Annotated in this window: 23 protein-coding genes, 5 pseudogenes and 1 other annotated feature; of the genes and pseudogenes, 27 read left to right on the top strand and 1 reads right to left on the bottom strand. The window is 43.7% G+C overall.

The genetic code is table 11. The features are described 5' to 3' along the window. Positions 1 to 13: 13 nt before the first annotated feature. From PCORN_RS08220 to PCORN_RS08165, 13 genes and pseudogenes are all read left to right on the top strand, one after another. Positions 14 to 1327, top strand: coding sequence for a ribonuclease E/G (locus tag PCORN_RS08220; RefSeq protein ID WP_159102558.1), 1314 nt, complete (start codon positions 14 to 16; stop codon positions 1325 to 1327). Positions 1328 to 1388: 61 nt separating this feature from the next. Further along, positions 1389 to 1466, top strand: a sequence feature (ribosomal protein L21 leader region). 12 nt (positions 1467 to 1478) lie between these two features. Next, positions 1479 to 1786: pseudogene (gene rplU, locus PCORN_RS08215) on the top strand (50S ribosomal protein L21). Positions 1787 to 1807: 21 nt separating this feature from the next. Further along, positions 1808 to 2128 carry a ribosomal-processing cysteine protease Prp gene (locus PCORN_RS08210; protein WP_036079295.1) on the top strand — a complete coding sequence of 107 codons (321 nt, stop codon included), beginning with the start codon at positions 1808 to 1810 and terminating at the stop codon, positions 2126 to 2128. A 14-nt stretch (positions 2129 to 2142) separates the two neighbouring features. Beyond that, positions 2143 to 2433 carry a 50S ribosomal protein L27 gene (rpmA, locus tag PCORN_RS08205; protein WP_036066768.1) on the top strand — a complete coding sequence of 97 codons (291 nt, stop codon included), beginning with the start codon at positions 2143 to 2145 and terminating at the stop codon, positions 2431 to 2433. A 485-nt stretch (positions 2434 to 2918) separates the two neighbouring features. Continuing rightward, positions 2919 to 3731, top strand: a complete 813-nt coding sequence (locus tag PCORN_RS08200) for an MIP/aquaporin family protein (RefSeq protein WP_036079293.1) — start codon at positions 2919 to 2921, stop codon at positions 3729 to 3731. 46 nt (positions 3732 to 3777) lie between these two features. Next, complete coding sequence (gene glpK / locus PCORN_RS08195; RefSeq protein WP_036079285.1) at positions 3778 to 5271, top strand: glycerol kinase GlpK; 1494 nt, start codon at positions 3778 to 3780, stop codon at positions 5269 to 5271. A gap of 291 nt (positions 5272 to 5562) precedes the next feature. Then, positions 5563 to 6851 (top strand): annotated as a pseudogene (obgE, locus tag PCORN_RS08190) (GTPase ObgE). An 18-nt stretch (positions 6852 to 6869) separates the two neighbouring features. After that, positions 6870 to 7727 carry a prephenate dehydratase gene (pheA, locus tag PCORN_RS08185; RefSeq protein ID WP_036079282.1) on the top strand — a complete coding sequence of 286 codons (858 nt, stop codon included), beginning with the start codon at positions 6870 to 6872 and terminating at the stop codon, positions 7725 to 7727. 129 nt (positions 7728 to 7856) lie between these two features. After that, positions 7857 to 8582, top strand: coding sequence for a YebC/PmpR family DNA-binding transcriptional regulator (locus PCORN_RS08180; RefSeq protein WP_036079279.1), 726 nt, complete (start codon positions 7857 to 7859; stop codon positions 8580 to 8582). An 84-nt stretch (positions 8583 to 8666) separates the two neighbouring features. Continuing rightward, on the top strand, positions 8667 to 8885 hold the full coding sequence (locus PCORN_RS08175) for a hypothetical protein (protein ID WP_036079277.1): 219 nt from the start codon (positions 8667 to 8669) through the stop codon (positions 8883 to 8885). Beyond that, positions 8878 to 9036, top strand: coding sequence for a hypothetical protein (locus tag PCORN_RS19800; RefSeq protein ID WP_206537434.1), 159 nt, complete (start codon positions 8878 to 8880; stop codon positions 9034 to 9036). The genes PCORN_RS08175 and PCORN_RS19800 overlap by 8 nt, the downstream gene beginning before the upstream one ends. A 291-nt stretch (positions 9037 to 9327) precedes the next feature. Then, positions 9328 to 9468: a hypothetical protein gene (locus PCORN_RS19320; protein WP_159102557.1), complete on the top strand. Its 141-nt coding sequence runs from the start codon at positions 9328 to 9330 to the stop codon at positions 9466 to 9468. Between the two features lie 77 nt (positions 9469 to 9545). Then, the gene (locus PCORN_RS08165; RefSeq protein ID WP_036079743.1) at positions 9546 to 10484 is read left to right on the top strand and encodes an L-lactate dehydrogenase; all 939 of its coding nucleotides are present in this window, start codon (positions 9546 to 9548) and stop codon (positions 10482 to 10484) included. Positions 10485 to 10511: 27 nt separating this feature from the next. Here the strand turns inward: PCORN_RS08165 and PCORN_RS19315 are convergent, their stop codons facing one another. Beyond that, complete coding sequence (locus tag PCORN_RS19315) at positions 10512 to 10685, bottom strand: hypothetical protein (protein ID WP_159102556.1); 174 nt, start codon at positions 10683 to 10685, stop codon at positions 10512 to 10514. Positions 10686 to 10844: 159 nt separating this feature from the next. On the opposite strand from PCORN_RS19315, the gene ruvA reads away from it, so the two are divergent. From ruvA to dtd, 14 genes and pseudogenes are all read left to right on the top strand, one after another. Continuing rightward, on the top strand, positions 10845 to 11447 hold the full coding sequence (gene ruvA, locus PCORN_RS08160) for a Holliday junction branch migration protein RuvA (RefSeq protein ID WP_036079740.1): 603 nt from the start codon (positions 10845 to 10847) through the stop codon (positions 11445 to 11447). Between the two features lie 16 nt (positions 11448 to 11463). After that, complete coding sequence (ruvB, locus tag PCORN_RS08155; RefSeq protein WP_036079276.1) at positions 11464 to 12465, top strand: Holliday junction branch migration DNA helicase RuvB; 1002 nt, start codon at positions 11464 to 11466, stop codon at positions 12463 to 12465. Positions 12466 to 12479: 14 nt separating this feature from the next. Further along, a complete protein-coding gene (gene queA / locus PCORN_RS08150) occupies positions 12480 to 13511 on the top strand; it encodes a tRNA preQ1(34) S-adenosylmethionine ribosyltransferase-isomerase QueA (RefSeq protein ID WP_036079274.1) in 1032 nt (343 codons plus the stop codon). A gap of 87 nt (positions 13512 to 13598) precedes the next feature. Continuing rightward, a complete protein-coding gene (gene tgt, locus PCORN_RS08145; protein ID WP_036079273.1) occupies positions 13599 to 14738 on the top strand; it encodes a tRNA guanosine(34) transglycosylase Tgt in 1140 nt (379 codons plus the stop codon). A gap of 34 nt (positions 14739 to 14772) precedes the next feature. Further along, complete coding sequence (yajC, locus tag PCORN_RS08140; RefSeq protein ID WP_051999329.1) at positions 14773 to 15099, top strand: preprotein translocase subunit YajC; 327 nt, start codon at positions 14773 to 14775, stop codon at positions 15097 to 15099. Between the two features lie 245 nt (positions 15100 to 15344). Beyond that, positions 15345 to 15627: pseudogene (locus PCORN_RS08135) on the top strand (post-transcriptional regulator). A 70-nt stretch (positions 15628 to 15697) separates the two neighbouring features. Beyond that, positions 15698 to 17960: pseudogene (gene secDF / locus PCORN_RS08130) on the top strand (protein translocase subunit SecDF). A 134-nt stretch (positions 17961 to 18094) separates the two neighbouring features. Beyond that, complete coding sequence (locus tag PCORN_RS08125) at positions 18095 to 18352, top strand: hypothetical protein (protein WP_036079272.1); 258 nt, start codon at positions 18095 to 18097, stop codon at positions 18350 to 18352. Positions 18353 to 18440: 88 nt separating this feature from the next. After that, positions 18441 to 18989, top strand: coding sequence for a hypothetical protein (locus tag PCORN_RS08120; protein WP_036079271.1), 549 nt, complete (start codon positions 18441 to 18443; stop codon positions 18987 to 18989). A 65-nt stretch (positions 18990 to 19054) separates the two neighbouring features. Continuing rightward, positions 19055 to 19384, top strand: coding sequence for a LapA family protein (locus PCORN_RS08115; protein WP_036079270.1), 330 nt, complete (start codon positions 19055 to 19057; stop codon positions 19382 to 19384). 84 nt (positions 19385 to 19468) lie between these two features. Next, positions 19469 to 21834 (top strand): annotated as a pseudogene (recJ, locus tag PCORN_RS08110) (single-stranded-DNA-specific exonuclease RecJ). Continuing rightward, positions 21831 to 22352, top strand: a complete 522-nt coding sequence (locus tag PCORN_RS08105) for an adenine phosphoribosyltransferase (protein WP_036079269.1) — start codon at positions 21831 to 21833, stop codon at positions 22350 to 22352. Before recJ ends, PCORN_RS08105 begins: the two are co-directional and overlap by 4 nt. Positions 22353 to 22519: 167 nt before the next feature. Next, on the top strand, positions 22520 to 24739 hold the full coding sequence (locus PCORN_RS08100) for a RelA/SpoT family protein (protein ID WP_036079267.1): 2220 nt from the start codon (positions 22520 to 22522) through the stop codon (positions 24737 to 24739). A gap of 21 nt (positions 24740 to 24760) precedes the next feature. Next, complete coding sequence (dtd, locus tag PCORN_RS08095) at positions 24761 to 25216, top strand: D-aminoacyl-tRNA deacylase (RefSeq protein WP_036079265.1); 456 nt, start codon at positions 24761 to 24763, stop codon at positions 25214 to 25216. The last annotated feature ends 153 nt before the right edge of the window (positions 25217 to 25369 follow it).

Here is a 25369-nt window from a genome sequence, read left to right as displayed (position 1 = left end):
AAAGAAAAAAAGGGTGGCTTTTTTAGAAGAGAAAGTATTGGTGGGTTTGGAGATTATTAGACCAACTACAGAGCCTCAAGTATCGGATATTTATTTGGGAACTGTTACAAAAATAAACCAGAAAATCAATGCTGCATTTGTGAATATTGGCTATAAAGAGAATGCTTTTATTCATTTGCAGGATATTCCAGAGGCATACCGCTTACATGAGGGTCTAAAATTAATGGTGCAAGTAAAACGGGAAGGAAACGCGACAAAAGCACCGCTACTTACAGGTATGATTGAAGTATCTTGTGGTTCTGTGGTGTATAGCTACGGGAAGCCATTTTTAGCAATTTCTAAGAAAATAAAAGAAATAGATAAAGATCGGTTACAGCAACTTGTATCCCCGCTATTATTGGATAATGAAGGTGTTATTCTGCGCTCAGCTTCAGTCGATGTTAGCCCTGAAAAAATTAAAGAAGATATCCTACAAGCTAGGAGCGAAATGGAAGAGATTATGGTGCGGGCTAAAGGGTCTAATAGAAAGATTCATGAGGCGATGGTTAGTATTCCAACTATGTTGCGTAGTAATCCTCTTGTGAATGATAAAGCAGAAATTATTTGTGATGATGCTGTACTTTATCATGATTTGCAGGTGCATTTTTCTGATGTATCGCTTTTTCGTGAAAAAGGCGGGATATTCTCTGCCTACAACCTGGAAGTTGCGATAAATCGATTGCTACGTCCGGCGGTCTTTTTAAAGAACGGGGCATCTATCGTGATTGAGAAAACCGAGGCCATGTGGGTGATTGATGTGAACTCTGGTAATTATAAATCGAAAAAGGAAGTAGATGAGGTCGCGTTTGACATTAATCTGGCGGTCATTGGGGAAATTGGTCGTCAAATGAAATTGCGAAATATGAGTGGCTTTATTCTTATTGACTTTATCGGCGGGATGAGTCGTGTTCAGTTAGATAGATTGCGGGAACAAATGCAGGAAGTAGCTGCCCTAGATGCAACAACGGTTCGAGTGGAGGGACTTTCTGAGAATGGCTTGATGCAATTGACGCGGCGCAAACGACAGAAATCGCTTATCGAGGAAATGCAGTGCGCTTGTCCTACGTGTGAGGGGAGTGGGTATGTTTCCTCTGTTCAAACGCTTATTTATCAGATGGAGCGGGAGCTTAGAGGTGTTTTTGCAAGTGATCCGTCCTATGTGGCTGTGACGGTAACGATGGATGTGATGGATGCCTTTTTGGATGAAATTTCGTTTGATGGAGATATTGATTGGATGATTGCGGATGAAGTGCGGCCATTTTATCGGATATCACAAGTGGAGCATTGACAATAGTTGTTGACACAGGCTTTCTTTCTATGGTATCATTCTAATGTTATGTTTGTAGCGCACCATGCTACAACCGCTCAGAATAGGGCCAAGTATTGTTTTTAACAATCCCCTCATGATGGCGAGTCTAAGTATATGAGGAGGTGCAAGTATGTACGCAATTATTGAAACAGGTGGAAAACAAGTTAAAGTTGAAGCTGGCCAAGAGATCTATGTTGAGAAATTAGCAGGTGAAGTTGGTGACGTGGTGACATTTGACAAAGTCGTTTTTGTTGGTGGTGACGCTGTTAAAGTTGGGGCCCATTCGTGGAAGGCGCAACTGTTACAGCTAAAGTTGAAAAACAAGGTCGCGCTAAGAAATTGACTGTTTTCAAATATAAGCCTAAAAAGAACTATCACAAAAAACAAGGTCATCGTCAACCTTATACAAAATTAACGATTGATGCGATCAACGCTTAATTTGTAAAGGGGATGATACGTATGATTCATGTAGATTTTATTCGGCATGAGGAACGAATCGTTGCTTTTGAGATGGATGGACACGCAAATTTTGCTGAACAAGGTGCTGATTTAGTGTGTGCAGGGGCTACATCAATTGCTTTTGGCATGGTTAATGCGATTAGTGAAAGAATGGGAGTCAAACCTGTGATGGAAGAAGATGATGGTTATCTTTATTATTCTGTCCCTGAAGAATTAGGAGCTAGTGAGGATGTTCAAATATTGCTAGAAGGCATGGAGCATCAATTGATATCTTTAGCGTATAGCTATCCTGATTATATTACGATTAACTCCAAAAAGTAGGAGGTGGAATTTTCATGTTAAAATTTGATATTCAACATTTTGCCCATAAAAAAGGCGGTGGTTCTACATCCAATGGACGTGACTCCGAGTCGAAACGCTTAGGTGCTAAACGCGCTGATGGCCAATTCGTGACTGGTGGGTCTATCCTTTACCGTCAACGTGGGACAAAAATTTATCCTGGAACTAACGTTGGACGCGGCGGCGACGATACTCTTTTCGCTAAAGCAGACGGCATTGTACGTTTTGAACGTATGGGTCGCGACAAGAAAAAAGTTAGTGTTTATCCAGTAGCACAAGAAGCATAATATGCCGAGAGATCCTTCTTTGAGGGGTCTCTTTTTTTTTTTGGGAGCGATTAATCTATAATGACTATAAGGCAGTGCTTATACGCTACATAAAATCGAAAGGCCATAACCCAACTCCCAACCCAATCCCATTGCTAGGCGATACTTCCAAACCATATTTTCGTTATTTTTTCACAAAAGCTATGTTTATCCACTCTAGATGTTAGGGTATAGTCCATAGACAAGTGCAATAGAACACAAGCGAGCTTATGGGGCGAAAGGGTTGACAGCGTTTTCTTGATATGGTTTAATAGCTTTAAGTTAATAAATTTGTCAGGAGAAGAGATGACAATCAAAACGTCTATAAGTCTGCTTTTATGCAGTGCTTAGTTTTGGTTGTCATTCTTTTTTTGAAATAAATGAAGAAAAGGTTTACGGGCTATAAGTAACAAGGGGCGTGTTATGTTGCGGTGTCTAGACCAAAAAATCAAAAGGAGTTGGAATAAATGGACACAAGTATTGGCACACAATTTTTAGGAGAATTACTGGGTACGATGATCCTAGTGTTATTTGGTGGAGGCGTGGTTGCAGGCGTTTCGCTGAAAGGGTCCAAAGCGGAATCGGGTGGTTGGATTGTCATCACGATTGCTTGGGGATTAGCAGTTACAATGGGTGTGTATGTGTCCGGTTACATGAGTTTGGCTCACTTAAATCCGGCGGTAACGATTGGTATGGCTTTAGCGGGTAAATTTCCTTGGGCGGATGTTTTTCCATACATATCTGCGCAGTTTATCGGTGCATTTATTGGCGCAACGCTGGTATGGCTTCATTATTATCCACATTGGGCAAAAACAGAAGATAAGCCTACAAAATTAGGCGTGTTCTCTACGGCACCAGCGATTCGTCATTATACATCGAATTTTTTCGGTGAGGCATTGGGTACTTTCATTCTGATTTTTGGGCTTCTATCGATTGGGGCTAATAGTTTTTCAGATGGTTTGAATCCACTGGTTGTCGGCGGGCTGATTGTGGTTATCGGGATGTCACTCGGTGGAACGACCGGTTATGCGATTAATCCGGCTCGTGACCTTGGTCCTCGTATCGCGCATTTTGTTTGGCCGATTGCTGGAAAAGGTGGATCTGACTGGGCGTATTCTTGGGTTCCGGTTTTAGGGCCGATTGTCGGCGGGGCGCTGGGTGGATTAGGTTACAATGCAATTATTAATGATGATTTTGGAATTTGGCTGTGGGTGTTCGCTGCTTTATTTCTTGTGATTTTATTATTCACCATGCAACTTGATAAAAAGCAAAAAGCGTGACAAAATTAGAAAAAATGACATACTTATTTTGAAGGGGGAATTTTAGATGGAGAAAAAATATATTTTAGCGTTAGATCAAGGTACGACGAGTTCCAGAGCGATGATTGTGGATGAGACGGGCGAGATTATCGGTGTGGAGCAGAAGGAATTTGAGCAAATTTTTCCGAAGCCGGGTTGGGTAGAGCATAATGCGAATGAAATCTGGGCGTCGATTTTAGCGGTCATCGCGGGCGTACTTTTAAAAACAAATATTTCGTCGAAGGACATTGCTGGAATTGGTATTACGAATCAGCGTGAAACGACGGTGGTTTGGGAGAAAGAGTCGGGTAATCCGATTTATAATGCAATTGTTTGGCAATCTCGTCAAACGGCGGATATTTGTAATCAGCTGAAAGAGGACGGTTACAATGATATCGTTCGCGACAAAACGGGATTACTGATTGATGCCTATTTTGCGGGAACGAAAGCTCGTTGGATTTTAGATCACGTGGATGGTGCGCAGGAGCGTGCGGAAAATGGTGAGCTATTATTCGGAACCATTGATACGTGGTTGGTTTGGAAATTGACTGGTGGGAAAGCGCATGTGACGGATTATTCGAATGCTTCCCGGACGTTGTTATACAATATTTATGATTTGCAGTGGGACGATGAATTGCTTGAGATGTTGGACATTCCAAAAGTGATGTTGCCGGAAGTTCGCCAATCCTCGGAAGTTTATGGCACGACCGTACCGTATCATTTCTTTGGCGAAGAGGTTCCAGTTGCAGGTATTGCGGGTGACCAACAAGCGGCGTTATTTGGACAAGGTTGCTTTGAAAAAGGCGAGGCGAAAAATACGTATGGCACGGGTTGCTTCTTGTTAATGAATACAGGAGATAAGGCGGTTAAATCGGATACTGGTCTGCTGACAACGCTTGCGTGGGGCATTGACGGAAAAGTCGAATATGCGCTAGAAGGAAGTATTTTCGTTGCGGGTTCTGCGATTCAGTGGTTGCGTGACGGCATGCGGATGTTACGTCATTCTGGAGATTCGGAAAATTACGCGTCTCGGATTGAGTCATCTGATGGTGTTTATGTTGTACCTGCGTTCGTAGGTTTAGGAGCGCCATATTGGGATTCTGACGTGCGCGGCGCAGTATTTGGTCTAACTCGCGGAACGGAGAAAGAGCAGTTCATCCGTGCGACACTGGAATCGTTGGCGTACCAAACGAAAGACGTATTGGATGCGATGGAAAAAGATTCAGGTATCGAGCTGAAGTTGCTACATGTGGATGGCGGAGCATGTGCGAATGATTTCTTAATGCAGTTCCAAGCAGATATTTTGGACGTGCCAGTAGAACGCCCAGAAAATCGCGAAACAACCGTACTCGGCGCTGCCTTCCTAGCGGGATTAGCAGTTGGTGTTTGGAAAGATAAGAATGAGATTAAGAGACATTGGAAATTGGATAAGAAATTCGAAGTTCAGATGAAGGAAGAAGAGCGCGCTGCATTATATGGCGGCTGGAAGAAGGCAGTGAAAGCGGCACAAGCTTTTAAATAAGAAGTGCTGAAACGGCCCATGCCTAAAGGAAGGCAGTTTCACTACGTTCTACTGCATATTGAGGTTCTAAAAAAGCAAAAGACGCTTTCCAAGAACCACAACAAAGCCGGATCCGGAGGCGCCAAACATGACGCCATATATGAAAGAAGAGTCTAAACCTGTAAAGATGGTTTAGGCTCTTTCTATACACAAAATTCCCCCAAACTATAAAAAAATTTCGAAAAAGGATGACTATGCAAGTAAAGTTCGTTATAATGAACAGATGATATAAAATTGGACGGGAGAATGATTATGTTTATAGATCAAGTTAAGATATATGTAAGAGCTGGTGATGGTGGAGATGGAATGGTTGCATTTCGTCGTGAGAAGTTTGTTCCAAATGGTGGGCCAGCTGGTGGTGACGGTGGTAATGGTGGCGATGTTATTTTTGAAGTAGACGAGGGTTTACGTACATTGATTGACTTCCGTTATCAGCGTCGTTTTAAAGCGGAGCGTGGCGAACATGGTATGAGTAAAAGTATGCATGGACGTGGCGCGGATGATTTAGTTATTAAAGTACCACAAGGAACGGTTGTATCGGATGTGGATACTGGGGAAGTTATCGCGGATTTAGTGGCGCATGGCCAGCAGGCTGTGATTGCAAAAGCTGGTCGTGGAGGACGTGGAAATAAACGTTTTGCGACGTCGGCGAATCCAGCTCCGGAACTATCGGAAAATGGGGAACCAGGACAAGAACGTTCGATCCAACTAGAATTGAAAGTATTGGCGGATGTTGGTTTGGTAGGTTTTCCAAGTGTTGGTAAATCGACATTGCTATCTGTTGTCTCTGCTGCTCGTCCGAAGATTGCGGCGTACCACTTTACAACGATTGTGCCGAATTTAGGAATGGTTGACACAGGCGATGGTCGTAGCTTTGTTATGGCGGATTTACCTGGTTTGATTGAAGGTGCTAGTCAAGGCGTTGGCTGGGTCATCAATTCTTGCGTCACATTGAGCGGACGCGTGTTATTGTGCATGTGATTGATATGTCTGCTTCAGAAGGTCGCGATCCGTATGATGATTATTTAGCGATTAATAGTGAGCTAGAGCAATATAATTTACGTTTGATGGAGCGTCCACAGCTGATTGTTGCTAACAAAATGGACATAGAAGGCGCTGACGAACAGTTAGAAATTTTCAAAGAGAAGTTAAAAGAAGAGATTCCAATTTTTCCGATTTCGGCTGTGACACAAACGGGTCTGAATCCGTTGTTGCTTACGATTGCAGATAAACTAGAAACGACGGCGGAATTCCCGCTAGATGAGTTGCTGGAAAAAGAAGAAGAGGATACGGTTCTTTATAAATATCAAGCAGAGGCGCCTGATTTCGAAATTACGCGTGATCCAGATGGTACGTATGTGCTTAGCGGTGAGAAATTAGAACGACTATTTGCGATGACAAATTTTGAGCGTGATGCTTCGATTCAACGTTTCTCTCGTCAATTGCGTGCGATGGGTGTCGATGATGCGCTTCGTAAACGTGGTGCGAAAGATGGCGAAACGATTCGTCTGTTCGACTTCGAGTTTGAATTCATCGATTAATAAAGGGGTGGCATTTTTATGAAGGTTGGTTATTTGGGGCCAGTTGCGACGTTCACGCACTCAGCGGCGATTAGTGCTTTTCCGAATGGGGAAGCGGTCGCTTATGCAACGATTCCTGATTGCATTATGGCGATTGAGAAGGGAAAAGTGGATGTGGCGGTTGTTCCGATTGAGAATACGCTTGAAGGAACGGTTAATATCACGTTGGATTATTTATTTCATATTTCGAGCGTGCCGATTGTGGCGGAGATTGTCGTCCCAATTGCGCAACATCTCATGGTTCACCCAAATAATAAAGATACCTGGCACTCTGTCCAAAAGGTGATGTCGCATCCTCAAGCGATTGCGCAGTGCCATACGTTCTTGCAAACCGAGTTGTATGGTGTGGAGCGCGAGACGACCCCTTCAACGGCTTATGCTGCGGAATGGGTAAGTAAGCATCCTGATGAGCTTGTTGCGGCTATCGCGCCTTATATGGCGGCTGACGAGTATGGACTTACAATCGTTCAAGAAAACGCGCAGGATATCGAGTTAAATCAGACGCGGTTTGTCGTTTTAAGTCGAAATCCAGTGAGCATTGCTTTGCCTGATCGTGAAGAAGAAAAGACTTCGGTCAGCGTTATTTTACCGAATAACATGCCGGGGGCGCTTCATAAAGTGCTGGCAACGTTCGCTTGGCGCAATATTGATATGAGTAAAATTGAATCTCGACCGTTAAAAACATCGCTTGGGGAGTATTTCTTTTTGATTGATTTACTTTCTGATGGCGAGGCGAAATTAGTCCAAAATGCGTTGGAAGAGATCGCTTTGCTTGGTGGAAAAACACGGGAATTGGGAACGTACCATGTGTACCGCCTTCCTGTGAAAATGAAATAATACATGTAGAATCACGCTTAACCAGATAAAATCGGTTACGCGTGATTTTTTGTCTAACGTTTTCATTGAAGTTTCATGAGAACTAGGCTAGACTTTTAAGTAATACGTTTAAGGGAGTGTAGTGGGATTATGGCGGGACATTCGAAGTGGAAGAATATTCAAGGACGGAAAAATGCGCAGGACTCCAAACGGGCAAAAGTTTTTCAAAAGTTAGCGAAGGAGATTTTTGTGGCGGCGAAAGGCGGAGCGGATGTTGCTACGAATGCATCGTTGCGACTTGTGGTAGATAAGGCGAAAGCTGTGAATATGCCGAATGATAATATTAAGCGGGCGATTGACAAGGCGGCTGGAAATACGAGCGGAGAACATTATGATGAGATTACGTATGAGGGTTATGGACCTGGTGGCATCGCGGTCTTGGTACATACGCTGACGGATAATCGGAATCGGACGTCGACGAATGTGCGTGTGGCGTTTAATAAGAATGATGGCAGTCTTGGCGAGACGGGAAGTGTTGCTTATATGTTTGATCGCAAAGGGTATATTGTGATTGAGCGTGAGGGCTTGGAAGTGGATGAGGATACGTTTATGCTAGAGGCAATTGAGGCTGGAGTAGATGACGTGGAGACGAGCGAGGGGGCTTTTGAGGTTTATACGGAGGCTGCTGCTTTTACGGATGTGAAGGATGCGCTTAGTGAAGCTGGGTATGCGTTTGCGACGGCTGCATTGTCGATGATTCCTCAAGTTGTAAATGAAGTCTCAGATGATAAAAAGGAGCAATTTGAGCGGATGATCGATGCGTTAGAGGACGACGATGATGTGCAGGAAGTTTATACGAATGCGGACGGGTTTTGATGTGCTTTACAGCGCTCGGATATTAGTGTAATCTTGTTTTAGAGGCTTCAGGCTTTTAAATTCATGAATGAGAAGGAGAATTTAATGACTAGAACAGCAGAATTTGTATTAGGGTTAATTGGCGGGATTACGGGTGTGATTGCATCCATAGTAACGATTGTATTTGGTTTCTTTGTGGTTGGTATTGTCGCAATTATGCCAGAAGATGCATTAGGAGGACTTTTTAGTGTCGGCATGATAGGCATTGGCGTTTTAGTGTTTTTTTATGTCTGGATTTGCCATTGTTGCGGCGTGTATGATTAAGTCGAACCCGAAAGCTTGGGGGATTGGATTGATCATCGTCGGAGGAGTTGGATTTATTTTGATTCAACTTTTATGGATTGTTCCAGGCGCGTTATTACTCATTTCGGGTATTATGTGCGTGTCTCGTAAACCGCCATATGAAGATTTTTAACTAGTAGAAGCCTATATAGACTTAGTTTTACACAAAATAAGCAAGATATCGCGAATCCTTCTTCTGGGTAGGACGTAAATCTTACTTTACACAAATCGAGCGAAAGCGTTTGTATTCAGGAGTCCGCCAAACTTCTTGAATACAAACGCTTTTCGCCGATTTACTTTTGGTATGCCCAGCCTCCGTTTTTTTGTGTCAAAATTGTAAGGTTGATGTCATCTGAATCGCGGGAAAGTCGTTTGTTTTATTGATAGAATGGGTTTATAAATAAGACGAATGGAGCGGATGAATATGAAAAAATTAGTTGTGACTGGTGCGGTTTTAGGAACGTTATTATTGGGATTAAGCAGTTATTTCGTGTATCAATTGCAGGATGTGGTTGTTGGATCTAGCACGCCGCAGATGGAAATGTTGCAAGCTGTGCAGAAATAGTAAAATCGATTACTTTCCTTTCTGCTTGTTTCTGTGTAAAATGGGGGCAAGAATTGTGTGAGGAAGGAATGGTTAATTTGAAACCTAGAAAAGTGATGATTATCGGTGCTGGAAATGTTGGTTCGGCGGCAGCGCATGCTTTTGTGAATCAGAATATTTGTGAGGAGTTAGTTCTCGTTGACTTAAATACGGAGCGTGTAGAGGGCCATCGCAAGGATTTAGCGGATGCGGCGGCTTTTACGCATGGCATGATGAAAATAAGCGTACGAGAGGCGAAGGACTGTCGTGATATCGATATCGCGGTCATCACAGTGACAGCGGGTGCCTTGAAAGAAGGGCAAACGAGATTGGATGAGCTGAAAAGTACATCGCGGATTATTGCGAATATCGTTCCAGACATGATGGCGAATGGTTTTGAGGGCATTTTCTTAGTGGCGGCGAATCCGGTAGATATTATTACGTATCAGGTGTGGCAACTTTCAGGTTTGCCGAGGCATCGGGTGCTTGGTACGGGTGTTTGGCTGGATACGACGAGGTTGCGCCGTTTGTTATCGGAGCAGCTGGACGTGGCGCCGCAGAGTATTGATGCTTTTGTACTCGGGGAACACGGTGATTCACAGTTCCCTGTTTGGTCACATTCGTCGGTGTACGGGAAGTCCATCAACGCTTACAGCAAGGAGAAGTTTGGAACCGAATTTGATTTGAAGGAAATCGGCGACCGTGCGCGGGATACTGGTTTTGAGATTTATCATCAAAAAGGATGTACCGAATATGGTATTGCTGGGACGATTGTGGAAATTTGCCGCAATATTTTTAGCGGTAGTCACCGGGCGTTGGCGGTTTCTTGTGTGCTCGATGGGGAATACGGGAAACGTGGTATTGCGATTGGAGTTCCGGCTGTTCTAGCGCAGGATGGCGTCAAGGAAATTATTGAGTTATCATTGAACGAGTTGGAACAGGAGCAATTTGATGCTTCTGCCGCGGTGATTGCGGAGAATATTACGCATTTGGGATAAAAAAGAACGGTTTATCAGTATCTGTCTTTAACGTTTAGACGGATATCGATAAGCCGTTTTTTTATTTTTTCTTCTTTTTTTTAACTGTTTTAGTTTTTGATTGACGTGATGGTTGGTCATGGATGTGTTTGCGGGGCTGCCGGTGGATGCGATTATATTTAGTAATTTTTTCAGGGTTGTTACGATTGTTTTTTCTGACATGATTATCACCTCGTCTTTTTTATTGTATGCGTTTTCCTGGTTGGCGGCAAGTTGGAACGGGATTAAATGTTGGAAACAATGATTTGTGGTAGTACAAATGTTCTTTTTTATGCTATCATGGAGGGAGTGAATTTATTTTTAGATGGAGGGGCATTTTCTTTGTATGAATATATAAAAGGTACGGTAACGGATATTTCTCCGGAGTATATTGTGATTGAGACGGGTCACATTGGTTATCAAATTATTACTGGGAATCCTTTTTCTTTCTCGAGTTTAGAGGGTAAGGAGACCAAGGTTTATTTATATCAACATGTGCGCGAGGATAATATTTCCTTGTTTGGTTTTCAGACATCGGAGGAGCGGTATTTATTTAAGAAATTACTCGGCGTGTCTGGAATTGGACCGAAAAGCGCGCTGGCGATCATTGCTGCTGGCGATCCTGTACCACTTATTTCGGCGATTGAAGCGGAGGACGATGTGTATTTGACGAAGTTTCCGAGTGTCGGGAAAAAGACGGCGCGCCAGATTATTTTGGATTTAAAAGGGAAGCTTGCGGATGTGGCGGCGGATCAGATTACGGTTCAGAAGGCGACGAAGGACATTTCCGATGGTTTACCGCCAGCGCTTGAGGAAGCCGTTTTGGCACTCGAGGCGCTTGGTTATAGTACGCGGGAGCTCAAAAAAGTACTGCCGAAATTGGAAAAAGAAGTGTTGACGAGCAATGATTATATTAAATTGGCGTTGCAACTCATGACGAAGTAAGGAAGGGGAATGTGATATGGAAGACCGCATCATTTCTGGTGAAAACGTGAATCAAGAAGAAGTTTCCTTCGAGAAAAGTCTCCGCCCACAGACCTTAGCGCAATATATTGGGCAAGAAAAAGTGAAGCATAATTTAGCGGTTTTTATTGAGGCGGCGAAACAGCGGGAAGAGGCGCTGGATCATGTGCTTTTGTACGGGCCACCGGGGCTTGGGAAGACGACGCTTGCGATGGTGATTGCGAATGAAATGGGGACGGCGATGCGTACGACGAGTGGTCCTGCGATTGAGCGACCTGGGGACTTGGCGACGATTTTGACGACGCTTGAGCCGGGTGATGTTTTGTTTATTGATGAGATTCATCGATTGAACCGCTCGATTGAGGAGATTCTATATCCGGCGATGGAGGATTATTGCTTGGATATTGTGATTGGGACGGGTCCTACGGCGCGTTCGGTACGTTTAGATTTGCCACCGTTTACGTTGATTGGGGCGACGACGCGTGCTGGGCAGTTATCGGCGCCTTTGCGTGATCGTTTTGGCGTGATTGATCATTTGGAATTTTATTCGGAGGAGCAGTTGACGGAGATTGTGACGCGGACGGCCGATATTTTGGATACGGAAGTGGAGAAATATGGCGCGGTGGAGATTGCGAGACGGTCGCGTGGGACGCCTCGGATTGCGAATCGATTGCTAAAACGGGTGCGTGATTTTGCGCAGGTTCGTAGTGATGGTTTGGTGACGGAAAGTTTGGCGCGTGAGGCGTTGACGCTTTTGCAAGTAGATCCGCGAGGGTTAGATACGATTGATCAGCGGTTGCTTGCGACGATTATTGGCTCGTTTCGTGGCGGACCGGTTGGTTTGGATACGATTGCGGCGAGTATTGGCGAGGAACGCGAAACGATTGAAGATATGCAAGAACCCTATTTGTTACAGATTGGCTTTTTACAGCGGACGCCACGCGGGAGACTGGTGACGGACGCGGCTTATGAGCATTTAGGATTAACGAAAAGTGAATGAAAAGGTGTGTCGGAATGAGAGTAGAGGATTTTGATTTTGAATTACCAGAGGAATTAATCGCGCAGACGCCATTGCTTGATCGGACGTCTAGTCGCTTGATGTTATTGAACAAGGAAACGGGCGCTATCAAGGACAAGCATTTTCCTGCAATTTTGGAGCATTTGCATGCGGGTGACGCGCTTGTTTTGAATGATACGCGTGTTTTGCCTGCACGACTCCATGGGGAAAAGGCGGAAACGGGCGCGCACATTGAAGTTTTGTTATTGAAACAAACGGAAGGCGATGCTTGGGAAACGCTTGTTAAACCGGCAAAACGGATTCGTAAAGGGATGCGTATTGTGTTTGGTGACGGCGAACTTTCCGCGGTTTGTTTGGAAGAATTGGAACATGGTGGCCGTATTTTGCAATTTGAGTATAGTGGTATTTTTTATGAGATATTAGAGCGTTTGGGCGAGATGCCTTTGCCTCCGTACATCAAGGAGCAGTTGGCGGATCAGGATCGCTACCAAACTGTTTTTGCACGTGAAAATGGTTCTGCGGCGGCGCCAACAGCTGGTTTGCATTTCACGGAAGAATTGCTGGATCAGGTGCGCGCGAAAGGTGTGAGGGTAGTTTTTTTGACGCTTCATGTTGGGTTGGGAACGTTCCGACCAGTGGATGTGGAAGATACGGCGAATCACAAAATGCATTCGGAATTTTACCGTTTGACGGCGGAAGCAGCGCGAGAATTAAATGATGTGAAAGCGGCTGGCGGAAAAGTGGTAGCGGTTGGGACGACATCGATTCGGACATTGGAAACCATTGCGTCGAAATTTGATGGAAAATTGCAAGAAGATAGTGGCTGGACGGAGATTTTTATTGCGCCAGGTTACACGTTTAAAGCAGTGGATGCTTTAATTACGAATTTCCATTTACCGAAGTCGACGCTTATTATGTTGGTGAGTGCGCTTTCGGATCGCGAAAAAATTATGGCGGCTTATGAACACGCGGTTGCGCAGGAATATCGCTTCTTTAGTTTCGGCGATGCGATGTTTATTTACGCTTAATTTATTTTTTTACTAGAAAAGACTTGTTTTTCAGTGCTTTTTTAGATATGCTATGATTTGGATATCCTAAATAGAAAGAGGTAGAAAATGGCTGCGATTACCTATGAACTAATAAAAACTGATAAGCAAACAGGCGCCCGTCTCGGCAAAATTCACACGCCGCACGGTTCTTTTGATACGCCAATGTTTATGCCCGTGGGGACGCTTGCAACTGTTAAAACGATGTCTCCAGAGGAACTAAAAGCAATGGGTTCTGGCATTATTTTGAGTAATACGTATCACTTGTGGTTACGCCCAGGCGAGGATTTGATTGAAGAAGCAGGTGGTCTTCACAAATTTATGAACTGGGATCAGGCAATTTTGACGGATTCTGGCGGTTACCAAGTGTTTAGCTTGAGCGATATGCGTGATATCAAGGAAGAAGGCGTGCATTTCCGCAATCATTTGAATGGGGATAAATTGTTCCTTTCACCTGAAAAAGCGATTCAAATTCAGAACTCGCTCGGGTCAGATATTATGATGTCGTTTGACGAATGTCCGCCATATCCAGCGACGCATGACTACATGAAAAAATCGATTGAGCGTACGTCTCGTTGGGCAGAACGTGGTTTGAAAGCGCACGCGCGTCCACATGACCAAGGACTTTTTGGGATTGTGCAGGGTGGTTCGTACAAAGATTTACGTGAGCAAAGTGCGCGTGATCTTGTATCAATGGATTTCCCTGGTTATTCGATTGGCGGATTGTCCGTTGGGGAGCCAAAAGATATTATGAATGAAGTGTTGGAGTATACGACACCATTATTACCAGCGAATAAACCGCGTTATTTGATGGGTGTTGGGTCGCCTGACGCGTTGATTGATGGCGTGATTCGCGGAATTGATATGTTTGATTGCGTGCTTCCAACGCGTATTGCGAGAAATGGGACATGTATGACAAGTAAAGGTCGGTTGGTTGTTCGAAACGCCAAATTTGCGCGTGATTTCCGTCCAATCGATGAAGTGTGTGATTGCTATACGTGCAAAAATTACTCGCGCGCCTACATTCGTCATTTGATTCGTTGTGATGAAACTTTTGGAATTAGGCTTACTACTTATCATAATCTACATTTTCTGTTAAACTTAATGGAGCAAGTCCGCGGTGCCATCATGAATGACCGCCTTGCTGATTTCCGGGAAGAATTTTTTGAGCAGTATGGTCTTAATGGCCCGAATGCGAAAAATTTCTAATATAGAATAAAAACGAAAGGAGCTGAATAAACACATGGCAATGTTAATACCGTTATTATTAATGATCGTATTGTTCTACTTCTTGCTTATCCGTCCACAACAAAAACGTCAAAAAGAAGTAACATCAATGCAAAGCGGTCTATCTAAAGGCGATAAAATCATTACTATCGGAGGATTGCATGGAACAGTTGTAGCAATTGAAGATGGTAATATTGTGCTTGATTGTGCTGGTAGCGAACTAACTTTTGATCGCAATGCAGTCCGTACTGTTTTAGCGAAAGCAGATGCAGTTGAGGAAGAAGTAGTAGAAGCGGAAGTTGAAGAAGTAACAACAACGGAAGTAGATACGGAGAAAAAATAAGTTTTCTTTTTGAAAAACAAGCCGTGGATTAAAATCCTTGTACTGGCTTGTTTTTTCTTGTAGATAAATGGGTATATAGAAATATCGTTAAGCAAAGAAAAATGAGTTTTTTGAAGGTAATGCAATCATTTTGTGACCAGTTTAGAAATAAAGATTTGGCTTTTTCGAAGATTATGCTTCCCATTTACTTCATAATTAGATAAAATGAATCTATGTTGTTTGAAAAAGAAGGTGTGAGAATGAGGATGAGATCCGACAAAGAGTGGTACGACCAGTTAGAAACAGCAATTTTAATTCGTGTAGAAGATTTTAAACTTATGGGATACCGTGAAATCAAAGCGGAACATATTTGGTCTTTTTTTGGTTGAAGTTGTTTGGAAGGATCAAGAGGACCCGCGTTTGCATCAGCGCATTCACGACATTTTACAAATGAAGATAGCATCATTAATGGACTTTATTACCATGGGACCGCCAGAGGAAGCGGAGAAGGAAGATATTTCGCTGCAACTAACGGAAGGTCAAGAGTAGCATTCTACATAGCGTAATGGCGCCTACAAAGGTGTCTGTTGTTAGTAGATGAGGGAGGAATTAGAAAGAAATGATAAAGAAAAGTAAAATAATTACATTTTTCCTGATCGTAGCAATTATTTTTTGGAACAGTTATTTTTACTGCAAAACCTGTTCTAGATAAAATTAATCTTGGTCTCGATCTGCAAGGTGGTTTCGAGGTTCTTTACCAAGTAGAGCCTGCTGACGGGAAAAGCAAAGTAACCAATGAAACACTGAAAGAAACAGTGGCAACATTGGATCAACGTATTAATACATTAGGGGTTACAGAACCAGTTATCACGATTGAGGGCGGAAACCGTATTCGGGTTCAACTCGCAGGGGTAACGGATCAAACAGAAGCACGAAAAATCCTATCGACACAAGCTGTTTTGTCATTCCGTGATGCTAATGACAAGCTGATGATGGACGGTAGTGATCTTGTACCAGGCAGCGCTAAAGCTGTAACAAACGACAAAAACCAAGCAATCGTTACGTTGGAAATGAAGAGCAAAGATAAATTTGCTAACGTAACCAAAACGATTGCTGCAAAAGCGCCAGATAATCAGTTAGTTATTTGGTTGGACTGGAAAGAAGGTCTAAAATACAAAACAGAACTTGTCAAAGAAAAACCAGCATTCCTTTCTGCGCCAAACGTAGATCGTGAATTAGACACGAAGAAAGTAGAAATTTCGGGTAGTTTTACGATGGATTCTGCGAAAGAATTAGCGAACTTGCTGAACTCTGGGGCACTTCCTGTTAAATTAACGGAGGTTTACTCTACTTCTGTCGGCGCACAATTTGGTCAAGATGCATTGGCTGAAACCGTTGTAGCCGGACTTGTTGGTGTTATTGCTATCTTTATCTTCATGATGGCTGTATATCGTTTACCAGGTGTTGTAGCTTCTATTACTTTGGTGGCGTATACGTACATTGTGCTACTCATTTTAGGATTATTAAATGCAACCCTTACACTACCAGGTATTGCCGGATTAATTCTCGGTATTGGTATGGCGGTCGATGCCAACGTTATTACCTACGAGCGGATAAGGGAAGAACTCAAGGTTGGTAAATCCACGAAAACAGCCTTCGATACAGGTGGGAAAGAATCCTTCAGAGCTATCTTTGATGGAAACATTTCGACGCTGATCGTTGCTGGGGTTCTTTTCTACTTCGGGTCAAGCTCGATTAAAGGTTTCGCGACGGTATTGATTATCAGTATTCTAGTGAGTTTCTTGACTGCTGTTTGGGGTTCAAGAGCGCTTATGGGACTTCTTGTAAGCAGTAATGTGCTGAATAATAAACCAGGATTGTTTGCGGTTCGTCGTAAAGATATTCATGATTTACATGAAGGTAAACAAACATTCGATTTGAAAACGCATTTTGATAAGTATGATTTCGTCAAACATCATCGTGCGTTCTTAACTACTTTTGCAGTCATTGTTGTGATTGGGATTGTGATTTTATCGGTGTTCAAGTTGAATCTAGGTATTGATTTTGCGAGTGGTACGCGTGCGGAGGTCACTTCGACACAGGCGCTGACGGAGGAGCAAATTAATAAGGATTTGAAAGAGATTGATATGCCTTCTAATGATATCAATTTCCAAAATAATAATAAGACGGCCGTTATTAGTTATAAGGGTGCCTTGTCGCAGGACGAAATCGCGAAGTTTAAAACGCATTTCAAGAAAGCGTACGGGACGGATCCGAATATTAGTACGGTAACGCCGACTGTTGGACAGGAACTTGCGAAAGATGGACTGTGGGCGCTTGCTATTGCCTCGTTACTGATTGTGGTTTATATCGCGTTTCGTTTCGAGTTGTCAATGGGTATCGCGACGATTCTGTCGTTACTATTTGATGCCTTCATGATCTTCATCTTCTTTAGTATCTTCCGGCTGGAGGTCGATCTGACATTTATTGCGGCGGTGCTGACCGTTATCGGTTACTCCATCAATGATACGATTGTTACGGCGGATAGGATTCGGGATGTTTCCTTCAAAATGGGACGCTTCAAAAAACCAGAGGATATCGCGTTTGCGGTTAATCATGGTTTACGCCAGACCTTTATCCGTTCGATCAATACGATTTTGACTGTACTATTCACGGTTATCGCGCTTATTATCTTTGGTAATGAGTCAATCCTGAACTTCTCGATTGCGCTATTAGTTGGATTAGTATCTAGTGTGTTCTCATCCATCTTCATGGCAATGCAATTGTGGTTCGTATTCAAGAAACGTGAGTTGAAGAAAAAAGGCGTTATTAATACGCAGAAGAAAAAGAAACGCGCAAGAACGGACCAACCAGTCGTATAATCTGTGATAAGCGGATTTTCGGCAAGACTTAGCTAACGCGTCTAATGCCGAATGTGTATCTTATCTGAGACGTAAAATTCAGGTGGGGTAGGCATTCGGCATTTTTTATTGAGAATAAGGAGTACGATGGGAACATGATTTGGCAGATAGTTGTGATAGCAATCGGTGTGGGGCTTTTTGTGCTCGGGTTGTTTTATTCGAAAAGGTGGCATGAGAACTGGCAAGATGGCGGTGGACCTGACTTTGATGGCTGGGATTCGTTTTTTAATCTCGATTGTTTTCGGCGTGGTGATTATTGTCATCGGAATTTTGCTTGGTATGTCATGAAATCGTTACTGATTACTGGTGGTTTGGCGCTGGTTTATTGTGCGATTTGGGTATTTTCGTTTTAGGAGGATTTAGGATGCATAAAAGAAGGTATGTGAAGAAATAGGAAAATCGCTCGTCCTCAGATGATTTGAAAGAAATGAGGAGATTTTGATGGACAGAGAGATTTTGTGTCGTGTGTTGAAAAACGCGATGAAAGCGCAGACGATTGTGTATATTTATAATGATATGACGAGTAAAGATGAGCGTTATGGTGGTTTTGTGCAGTCAGTGACGAAGGATTATGTGGTGATGCAGATTGTTAGCACGCAGGCGAGGGCATCTGGTTACTTGATTGCTAGGCTCGATGTGGTTTTTCGGGTGGATAATGGTGGTCAGAGTGCTAAGCGAGCGGAGCGGTTGTATCTTTTGAATCAGGAGCGGCACGAGGAATTTGCGGTGAGCACGTTTGGGAATTTGTTGGTGAATGTACTGACGCTTGCGATGGATCAGAAAATCGCGATTTCGGTATTTCTGGATCAGGATGAGGAGCGCGAGTCGTTGAATGGCTATGTGCGTCATGTCGTGAAGGAGCATATTGTGATGGAGGATTTGGATGATGATGCGGAATCGTATGGTGAGATTCACTTTGAGTTAGCGTCAATCATTGATATACAGCTGGGTTCGCGTGATTTGAAAAATTTGGCGTTGCTTTATGAATAAGCCTAAATGGGATTGAACTCGTGATCTTGTGGGTATTTTATAAGAGAATGAAGGAGGTTTTTGAGATGAAAGTTCAATGGCAAGTGATTGTTGGGATTGTGTTAGCTATTATTATTGCAATTTTCGCGATTGTGAATGTTGATTCGGTACAAGTGAATTTCTTATTTGCGAAAGTGGAGTGGCCGCTTATCTTGGTTATTTTGGGGTCCGTTTTGGTTGGTGGTTTGATTTTCTTCTGTTTGAATATTGTGCGCGTGAATGCGATGAAGAAGCAAATCAAGACGCTTGAGGCTGCAAAGAAAGAATTGGAACGTACACTAGCTGCGGAAAAATCGCGTAAAGTGAAAGTTTCGGAAGTAGAAGTTCCAGATGAGGCGCCGAAACCGACTGTATAAAAGATATTGATAAAAGGCCATCCGGTTGGGTGGTCTTTTTGTTGTTTTTTCTGTATAATGGGTAGGGTTGAGGGGTGGTAAATCATGATTCATTCTAAATATAAATGGCAAGTGGAGACGGCGGATGCGACGGCGATGCAACAGGTTGCTGATGAACTGAAGTGCACGCTACCGATGGCGGAGTTATTTGCGCGTCGCAAGGTCACGACTGCTGGTCAATTGGATAAATTTTTAAATCCGGATAAGTATGAGGCGTATGATCCGTTTTTGTTTGCGGAGATGGGGCTTGCGGTGGACCGGATTAAGCGGGCGATTGATGCCGGGGAGCAGATTCTTGTGTATGGGGACTATGATGCGGACGGTGTGACGAGTGTGACGGTCTTGCTGAAAACGTTGCGCAAGCTTGGCGCGAATGCAGATTTTTATATTCCGAATCGGTTTACAGAAGGATATGGACCGAATGTGGCGGCTTTTACGCAGGCGAAGGATTCGGGTGTTGATTTGCTGATTACGGTGGATAATGGGATTTCGGCGCTCGATGTGATGGCGCATGCAAAGGAGATTGGTCTGGATGTTATTGTGACGGATCATCATGAGGCGAAGGAAATGATGCCTCAGGCGGTCGCTGTGATCCATCCGCGTCATCCGGAGTCTAATTACCCGTTTCCTGATTTAGCGGGTGTTGGCGTGGCTTACAAGCTGGCTCACGCGTTGTTGGGAGAGGAACCGACGGAATTGCTGGACTTAGTGGCGATTGGGACGGTGGCTGATTTGGTTTCGCTGACGGATGAAAACCGCTTATTTGTGCAAAAAGGATTGCGAATTTTGCGTGAGAATGCGAATATTGGTGTGTCAGCTTTGGCAAAACTGGCTAGTGCCAAACTTCCTGAAGCGACAGAAGAGACGATTGGCTTCATGATTGCACCGCGCTTAAATGCGGTTGGTCGGTTAGGCCCTGCGGATTCGGCGGCTGAGTTGTTGCTTACGGAAGATCCGGAAGAGGCGGTTTTCTTGGCGGAGGAAATCGATGAGGCGAATAAGGAGCGGCAAACGATTGTGGCGCAGATTGCGGAGGAAGCGATTGCGATGATTGAAGCGGAGTTTCTTGGTGAAGGAAATGAAGTACTTGTCATCGGAAAAGCCGGCTGGAATCCTGGTGTTGTTGGGATTGTGGCTTCGCGTTTGGTGGATCGTTACGCACGACCTGTGATTGTGCTCGGTATCGATGAGGTCGCGGGTATTGCGAAAGGCTCTGGACGGAGTATTGAGGCGTTCCATTTATACCAAGCGCTGGACGCGAATCAGGAGCTTTTAAAGGCGTTTGGTGGTCACCCAATGGCGGCTGGTATGACGCTTGACGCGACTGATGTGGCGACGTTGCGGGATAATTTATCGAAGCTAGCTCGGGAAACGTTGACGCCAGAGGATTTTGTGTCCATTTTGCGCGTGGAAGAGGCGATTCCGGTGGAGACGGTGACGATTGATTTTATCGCGCAGTTGAACAAATTAGCACCATTTGGGACGGATAATCCAAAACCAGTTTTTGCGTTCGAAGGCGTCCGATTGAACGGCACGAAGCGAATTGGCACGGACAAGAATCATTTGAAAACGGCTATTACAGCGGATTCGGGTGCTTCGATGGATGCGGTTGGTTTTGGAACTGGCGAGCTCGTTGAAAAAAATTTCTCCAATGGCAAAAGTGGACGTGGTTGGCGAGCTATCTATCAATGAATGGAATAATATGCGTAAACCGCAACTCCGCATTGTGGATTTGAAAATCGGACATTGGCAATTGTTTGATGTCAGAAGTCGCGCGGAATGGGAGAAGTTACTGCAAACGGATGGCATGGCGGATAAAGTATTCGTGTGTTTCCAAAAGGGGACGCGGGAAAAACTGTTAGCGGCGAATGCGAATCTTGTTTGTGCGCAAATACAGTCGATCGGTGACTGCACGGACGCAGCGACGAAAGATCTTATTTTTGCGGATATGCCGGATGATGTGGCCTTGCTTGAGGCGCTGGTTACGAATACGTCGGCGGACCGAATTTATTTGCATGTAGAAGCCAAAAATGGGAATGCGATTGCGTCGATGCCTAGTCGCGAACATTTCGCACAACTCTATGCAGTGCTTAAAAAACACCAACCTTTCCCGCTTGCTCAAAACATGTCACGCCTTTGTAAGCAGTTTAGTTGGACGGATGATCAAGTTGATTTTATGTTCACGCGTGTTTTTTGATCTAAATTTTGCTACAATAGAGGATGGCGTGATTCGATTGAATGAAATTGGGGAAAAGCGTAATCTGGAGGACTCAGCTGTTTATAAAGCTCGGGAATACCGTATTGCGATGGAACAGAAATTACTCTATTCCAATTACAACGAATTGTATGATTGGATGGAGAAGCTAATGAATTCGAAGGGGAATTCAATTTTGGAGGAAACAGTAAAATGAACTTAGAAGAATTGAGAAGTTATGTAGCGATTGTCAATGATTGGCCAAAAGAAGGTATTGTTTTTAAAGATATCACACCATTGATGAGTCATGGTGAGGCTTACAAATTTGCGACGGACCAAATTGTAGAATATGCAAAAAAATTAAGCGTTGATGTTATTGTCGGACCTGAAGCGCGTGGTTTCATCATCGGATGTCCGGTTGCTTATTCGCTTGGTATTGGCTTTGCACCAGTTCGTAAACCGAATAAATTGCCGCGTGAAACAGTGGATATGGAATACGATTTAGAGTATGGCACGAATAAATTATCGATGCATAGAGATGCCATTAAACCTGGGCAACGCGTGCTTATTACGGACGATTTGCTAGCAACAGGTGGTACGATTGAAGCAACGATTAAACTTGTCGAAGAACTCGGTGGCGTTGTGGCTGGTTGTGCTTTCTTAATCGAACTAACCGAACTTGAGGGTCATAAGAAATTAGAAGGATATGACCGCCTGATTTTGATGGATTTCTAGAGCTATTTTCGAAAAAAGCGTTTTTTCAGGCTTAGGCAACAAAATTACTTTGTGAGTCGTGTAAAACATGTTATAATATCAAATAAGAATAATTTTAAAAAGCACTCATTCGTGGGTGCTTTTACATACTTTATAGATAGCGTGGATGAAAAGGGTGTGGGGACATTATGGCTAAAGAACAAAATTTAACAGCGGATCAAGTAATTGAAATGGCTTCTCATTACATGAATGAGGAGCATCTTGCACTTGTCAAAAAAGCGTGTGATTACGCACGTGAGGCACACAAGGATCAATTCCGGAAATCGGGGGAACCTTACATTATTCACCCTATTCAAGTGGCAGGAATTTTAGTGGAGCTAGAGATGGATCCGGCTACTGTTGCTTCTGGATTTTTGCACGATGTTGTAGAAGATACGCCGATTACGTTGCAGGATTTAGAAGAGGCGTTTAGCCCAGAAATCGCAATGATTGTCGACGGTGTTACGAAACTTGGGAAAATTAAATACAAATCGCATGAAGAGCAACAAGCGGAGAATCACCGTAAAATGTTCATCGCGATGGCGCAAGATATTCGTGTTATGCTCGTGAAATTGGCGGATAGACTGCACAATATGCGTACCTTGAAGCATTTACCGGTGGAGAAACAGCGCCGTATCGCGAATGAAACGTTAGAAATTTTTGCACCGATTGCGCATCGTTTGGGGATTTCTCGTGTGAAATGGGAGCTTGAGGATACAGCATTGCGCTATTTGAATCCGCAGCAATATTACCGCATTGTGCATTTGATGAAGCAGAAACGGGAAGAGCGGGAGCGTTATTTACGCGATGTTATTGAAGGCGTGAATGAGAATTTGGATGAACTTCATATTAAGGCGGATATTTCTGGTAGGCCAAAACATATTTATTCGATTTATCGCAAAATGTCGGAGCAGCACAAGCAGTTTAACGAAATTTACGATTTGCTGGCAGTTCGGATTTTAGTGGATAGTATCAAGGATTGTTATGCGGTTCTTGGGATCATCCATACGCGTTGGAAGCCGATGCCAGGGCGCTTTAAAGACTATATTGCGATGCCAAAATCGAACATGTATCAGTCGCTTCATACGACGGTGATTGGTCCACAAGGCGAGCCGCTAGAAGTGCAGATTCGGACGCTGGAAATGCACCAAATTGCCGAGTACGGGGTTGCGGCGCATTGGGCTTACAAAGAAGGCAAAGTTATCAATTCGAAGACATCTTTCGACAATAAAATGAGCTGGTTCCGCGAAATCATTGAATATCAAAATGAGTCGGAAAATGCCGAAGAATTTATGGAATCGCTGAAACTCGACTTGTTCACCGATGTTGTCTATGTGTTCACCCCAAAAGGAGACGTGTTCGAGCTACCAAACGGTTCTGTGCCGCTTGATTTTGCTTATCGAATCCATACTGAAATTGGGAACAAGACGATTGGCGCCAAAATTAATGGCAAAATTGTCACGCTTGATTATAAATTAAAAACAGGTGATATCATTGAAATTTTGACGTCAAAACATTCGTACGGGCCAAGTCGTGATTGGTTGAAACTTGTGCAGACGTCGCAAGCGAAAAATAAGATTCGTCAGTTCTTCAAACGCCAAGCGAAGGAAGAGAATGTCGAAAAAGGCCACGATATGGTTGAAAAAGAGTTACGTCAACTTGATTTCGAGCCGAAGAAAGTGATGACGACGGAGAACATCAATAAACTTGCCGAACGTTTGAATTTTAGTCATGAAGATGATTTATTTGCGGCGGTTGGTTACAATGGCATCACCGCGCTTCAAGTTGCGAATCGTTTGACGGAGAAAGAGCGTCGCGAGCGGGAACTGGAGGAGCAAACAGAGAAGCTATTAAACAAGATCGAAGCGAAACCGAAAAACCCGACGGACAGCAATAATGAACGCCTTAAAATCAAGCATAATGCAGGCGTCGTGGTGCAAGGTGTCGGTAATTTACTCATCCGTTTATCGCGCTGTTGTAATCCAGTACCAGGGGACGAAATTGTTGGCTACATCACAAAAGGGCGCGGAATTTCGATTCACCGGAAAGATTGTCCGAATGTCAATGGCCCAGATACCGAACGATTGATTGACGTGGATTGGGAAGATGCGGATATGACTGCTAAAACCGACTACAACGTCGATATTGAGGTGTTTGGTTATAATCGCAACGGTATGCTGAATGATATCTTACAAGTCGTGAACAGCCTGACAAGCAATATTAACGGCGTTAACGCAAAAGTCGATAATAATAAAATGGCGACGCTCGTTCTGACGCTTCAAATTCATAATATTAATCATTTGCAACGCGTTGTTGATAAAATCAAGCAAGTTCCTGATGTCTACACGGTTAGACGTTTAATGAATTGAGACTGACTGGGGGAATCTAGTATGCGAGTTGTGGCGCAGCGCTGTTTCGAGGCAAGTGTAACGATTGACGATGAAAATGTGGGAGAAATCGCTGGCGGGCTTTGTCTGCTCGTTGGTTTCACGCATGGCGATACAGAAGAAGATGTGAAGTATATGGTGAAGAAAATTGTCGGATTGCGCATTTTTGAAGATAATGAGGATAAAATGAATTTGTCGATTCAAGATTTTGGAGGTGCGATTCTTAGCGTCTCGCAATTCACGCTGTATGCCGATGTGAAAAAGGGAAGGCGTCCGAGTTTTACGAATTCGGCGGCTCCTGATGCGGCATCGGATTTGTATGATTTGTTTAACAAACTGCTTGCGGCTGAAGGGATTGTTGTGGAGACTGGGGTTTTCGGTGCGATGATGGATGTGCGTATTGTGAACCACGGTCCGGTGACGATTATTTTGGATTCGCAGGAGTTGATGGGGAAATAGGGAAGGTAATAAAAAATGCTAGGACAAGATTTGGGATCTTGTCCTAGCATTTTTTTTGTTTTGCATCTCCGAATTGGGCTTCAAGAGCCAGACTCTCGGAAATTGTTGATAGTCTTAGGAATCGTATTTTGGTTCCTTAGAGTATCAATATGA

The sequence above is a fragment of the Listeria cornellensis FSL F6-0969 genome (assembly GCF_000525855.1).
In the GTDB taxonomy this organism is placed as follows: domain Bacteria; phylum Bacillota; class Bacilli; order Lactobacillales; family Listeriaceae; genus Listeria_A; species Listeria_A cornellensis.
The sequence above is the reverse complement of the archived record's forward strand: the minus strand, read 5'-3'. Positions and strand labels throughout refer to the sequence as shown.

Coding starts and splice junctions, on each gene's coding strand:
- PCORN_RS08120 (WP_036079271.1), top strand. CDS start 18,441: ATGGACAGAGAGATTTTGTGTCGTGTGTTGAAAAACGCGATGAAAGCG.
- PCORN_RS08100 (WP_036079267.1), top strand. CDS start 22,520: ATGGCTAAAGAACAAAATTTAACAGCGGATCAAGTAATTGAAATGGCT.
- PCORN_RS08105 (WP_036079269.1), top strand. CDS start 21,831: ATGAACTTAGAAGAATTGAGAAGTTATGTAGCGATTGTCAATGATTGG.
- PCORN_RS08180 (WP_036079279.1), top strand. CDS start 7,857: ATGGCGGGACATTCGAAGTGGAAGAATATTCAAGGACGGAAAAATGCG.
- PCORN_RS08175 (WP_036079277.1), top strand. CDS start 8,667: ATGACTAGAACAGCAGAATTTGTATTAGGGTTAATTGGCGGGATTACG.
- PCORN_RS19320 (WP_159102557.1), top strand. CDS start 9,328: ATGAAAAAATTAGTTGTGACTGGTGCGGTTTTAGGAACGTTATTATTG.
- yajC (WP_051999329.1), top strand. CDS start 14,773: ATGGCAATGTTAATACCGTTATTATTAATGATCGTATTGTTCTACTTC.
- glpK (WP_036079285.1), top strand. CDS start 3,778: ATGGAGAAAAAATATATTTTAGCGTTAGATCAAGGTACGACGAGTTCC.
- PCORN_RS08125 (WP_036079272.1), top strand. CDS start 18,095: ATGATTTGGCAGATAGTTGTGATAGCAATCGGTGTGGGGCTTTTTGTG.
- dtd (WP_036079265.1), top strand. CDS start 24,761: ATGCGAGTTGTGGCGCAGCGCTGTTTCGAGGCAAGTGTAACGATTGAC.
- ruvB (WP_036079276.1), top strand. CDS start 11,464: ATGGAAGACCGCATCATTTCTGGTGAAAACGTGAATCAAGAAGAAGTT.
- PCORN_RS19800 (WP_206537434.1), top strand. CDS start 8,878: ATGATTAAGTCGAACCCGAAAGCTTGGGGGATTGGATTGATCATCGTC.
- PCORN_RS19315 (WP_159102556.1), bottom strand. CDS start 10,685: ATGTCAGAAAAAACAATCGTAACAACCCTGAAAAAATTACTAAATATA.
- pheA (WP_036079282.1), top strand. CDS start 6,870: ATGAAGGTTGGTTATTTGGGGCCAGTTGCGACGTTCACGCACTCAGCG.
- PCORN_RS08200 (WP_036079293.1), top strand. CDS start 2,919: ATGGACACAAGTATTGGCACACAATTTTTAGGAGAATTACTGGGTACG.
- rpmA (WP_036066768.1), top strand. CDS start 2,143: ATGTTAAAATTTGATATTCAACATTTTGCCCATAAAAAAGGCGGTGGT.
- queA (WP_036079274.1), top strand. CDS start 12,480: ATGAGAGTAGAGGATTTTGATTTTGAATTACCAGAGGAATTAATCGCG.
- PCORN_RS08210 (WP_036079295.1), top strand. CDS start 1,808: ATGATTCATGTAGATTTTATTCGGCATGAGGAACGAATCGTTGCTTTT.
- tgt (WP_036079273.1), top strand. CDS start 13,599: ATGGCTGCGATTACCTATGAACTAATAAAAACTGATAAGCAAACAGGC.
- PCORN_RS08115 (WP_036079270.1), top strand. CDS start 19,055: ATGAAAGTTCAATGGCAAGTGATTGTTGGGATTGTGTTAGCTATTATT.